Raw genomic sequence first — 2,755 nt, forward strand, 5'->3', positions numbered from 1 at the left:
CGATAGGCGGCAAGTATTTCTGGGCCACCACGGCCGAAGTTCGTTTCCCAATTCCGCTCATTCCCGAAAGCCTGGGAATTGATGGTGCCGTCTTCGTAGACGCCGGTTCGCTCTGGGGCGCGGGCGACAATGCAATCCAGGCAATCAACGTCGACGAAGGCAGCTTTATTCTGGATACGTCAGATATTCGCCTGTCGACGGGCGTCAGCCTGATCTGGCAGTCTCCGCTTGGTCCGCTTCGCGCCGATCTCGCCGAGGCTCTACTCAAGGCCGACTTCGACCGGACGGAACTCTTCCGCTTTGGCGCCTCGACCACATTCTAAGGACTGCCGCTGTCGTACGCGGCTCCAACTGTCGTGAACGCCCTATGGCGGTTCGCAAGGAGACCTAATGGAACATCCGGGATTTTTCGATCGTGCCGGTCCATTCTCCTTAGGGCGCATCGCGGAGACTGCGGGCGCCGAACTCGGGCCGAACGCCGACCCCGATCTACAGATCACCGATGTCCTGCCGCTGGACGACGCGGGGGAGGGCCATCTATCCTTCGTGGATAACCCGAAATACTTGCCTGCCCTCGCCGAGACACGAGCGGCTGCCTGCATCGTTGCACCCAAATTCGTCCGCAAACTGCCAGCCGGAACGACCGCGCTGAAAATGCGCGAACCCTATCGTGGCTTCGCCAAGGCCATTGCCCTGTTCTATCCGTCCGCGCTTAAGCCGAGGGCCACTGGGCCGGCCGAGAGCGGCGCGACGCAGAGTGGGGTTCATCCTTCCGCGGTTCTTGAGAGTGACGTCGTTGTGGAGCCCGGTGCGATCGTGGGCCCCGACGTCGAGATCGGACAAGGCACCACCATCGCCTCAGGCGCCGTCATCGGCTATCGGGTCCATATCGGCCGCGACAGCTATATTGGGCCCAGCGCGTCCGTCACCCATGCTCTAATTGGGAATCGCGTCGTCATCCACGCGGGTGTCGCCATCGGTCAGGATGGGTTCGGATTTGCCATGGGCCGCGAGGGCCACATGAAAGTCCCGCAGATTGGGCGGGTCGTGGTGCAGGACGACGTGGAGATAGGGGCCAATTCGACCGTCGATCGCGGCGCGCTGCGGGACACCATTATCGGAGAAGGCACGAAAATTGATAATCTTGTCCAAATCGGGCACAACGTCATCCTCGGAAGGCATTGTATTATCGTGTCACAAACGGGTATTTCGGGCAGTTGCGAACTCGGCGACTTCGTAGCTCTAGGCGGGCAGGTTGGTCTCGTCGGCCACCTGAAGATCGGCGCCGGAGCGCAAATCGCCGCAAGCAGCAACGTCCGTGGCGATGTCCCGGCCGGCGCGCGCTGGGGTGGGACGCCAGCCAAGCCTGTCCGGCTGTGGTTCCGGGAACTGACGATTCTGAAGCAGCTCGCCGAGCGTAAGGATGTAAAGATTGACCAAGGAGAGGGCGGGGATGGCGCGTAGCCGACCCGTATCGGAGGAGCCGGTCCGAATGAACGAGAGCGGAGAGATTGTAAGACCCGACAGGATGGAAGCTTCCGATATTATGAAGCTTTTGCCTCATCGTTACCCATTCCTACTCGTCGACCGTATCGTCGACATGGATGGGGACCGCTCTGCAATTGGCATCAAGAACGTGACGGCGAACGAGCACTATTTCCAGGGGCACTTCCCCGGTAATCCGGTGATGCCTGGTGTTCTATTGATCGAGGGCATGGCGCAGACAGCGGGCGCCTTATGCATGCGGTTTATCGACGCTTTCGAAGAGCCGCCGCTCGTCTATTTCATGGCGATCGACAAGGCGCGGTTCCGCCGCCCTGTAATCCCCGGGGACACGGTTCATTACCATGTAGAGAAGATGCGCAGCCGCGGGCGCGTTTGGCGTTTCAAAGCTAGAGCTATTGTCGATGGAAACCTCGTTGCCGAGGCGGAAGTCAGTGCAGTAATCGTTGATTCGATCGAGGCAGAGGCTGAGTAACTCCTCGATGTCCAATATTCATGCGACCGCGCAGGTCGACCCAGGCGCTAGGCTCGGATCGAATGTCGAGATCGGGCCGTTTTGCGTCGTGGGGCCCCATGTGGAGCTCGGCGACGACGTGGTCCTCCGCCCCCACGTCGTGATCGAGGGCCACACAACGATCGGTTCCGGGTGCAGGATCTTTCCGTTTGTCTCGATCGGACTCGAACCACAGGACATCAAATACAAGGATGATCCGAGTACGGTCACGATCGGCTCCAATACGGTGATTAGAGAGCATGTGACTATTCACCGGGGCACGCCGACCGGCCATCTTGCCACGCGCGTGGGGGCCAACTGTTTCCTGATGATCGGCACACACATCGCCCATGACTGCCAGATCGGAGACAACGTCACGCTCGTGAACGGCGTCATGCTCGCAGGCCATGTTTCAATTGGCGACGGTGCCATTGTCGGCGGAGCCTCGGCCGTCCATCAGTGCGTGCGCATCGGCTCGTACTCGTTCGTCGGCGGTATGTCCGGGGTGACCGCTGATCTCATTCCCTATGGCATGGCCCTCGGCAACCGGGCCAATCTCAACGGGCTGAATATTGTGGGCCTAAAGCGCAAAGGCTTCTCACGCGATCAGATCCACGAACTGCGTAAGGCCTACCGCATGCTGTTCTCGAGCGAAGGCACGCTCAAGGAACGACTGGAGGACGTAGAGGCCATGTTCTCGAGCAACGAACTCGCACGGCAGATCATCGACTTCATCAAGAGCGATTCAGATCGATCCTT

Annotated in this window: 4 protein-coding genes; all 4 read left to right on the forward strand. The window is 59.9% G+C overall.

The features are described 5' to 3' along the window. Positions 1-323: BamA/TamA family outer membrane protein (locus WBQ77_RS10875; protein WP_424060236.1), on the forward strand; the 323-nt coding region annotated here is incomplete at its 5' end. A 67-nt stretch (positions 324-390) separates the two neighbouring features. Beyond that, positions 391-1,464 (forward strand): UDP-3-O-(3-hydroxymyristoyl)glucosamine N-acyltransferase, encoded by a 1,074-nt coding sequence (gene lpxD, locus WBQ77_RS10880; protein ID WP_424060238.1) that lies wholly within the window; start codon positions 391-393, stop codon positions 1,462-1,464. A gap of 28 nt (positions 1,465-1,492) precedes the next feature. Further along, a complete protein-coding gene (gene fabZ / locus WBQ77_RS10885; protein ID WP_424042933.1) occupies positions 1,493-1,978 on the forward strand; it encodes a 3-hydroxyacyl-ACP dehydratase FabZ in 486 nt (161 codons plus the stop codon). A 7-nt stretch (positions 1,979-1,985) separates the two neighbouring features. Further along, the coding region (gene lpxA, locus WBQ77_RS10890) for an acyl-ACP--UDP-N-acetylglucosamine O-acyltransferase (RefSeq protein WP_424060241.1) at positions 1,986-2,755 on the forward strand (770 nt) is incomplete at its 3' end.

Origin of the sequence: Methyloceanibacter sp. (assembly GCF_049590335.1) — a bacterium.
Taxonomy (GTDB): domain Bacteria; phylum Pseudomonadota; class Alphaproteobacteria; order Rhizobiales; family Methyloligellaceae; genus Methyloceanibacter.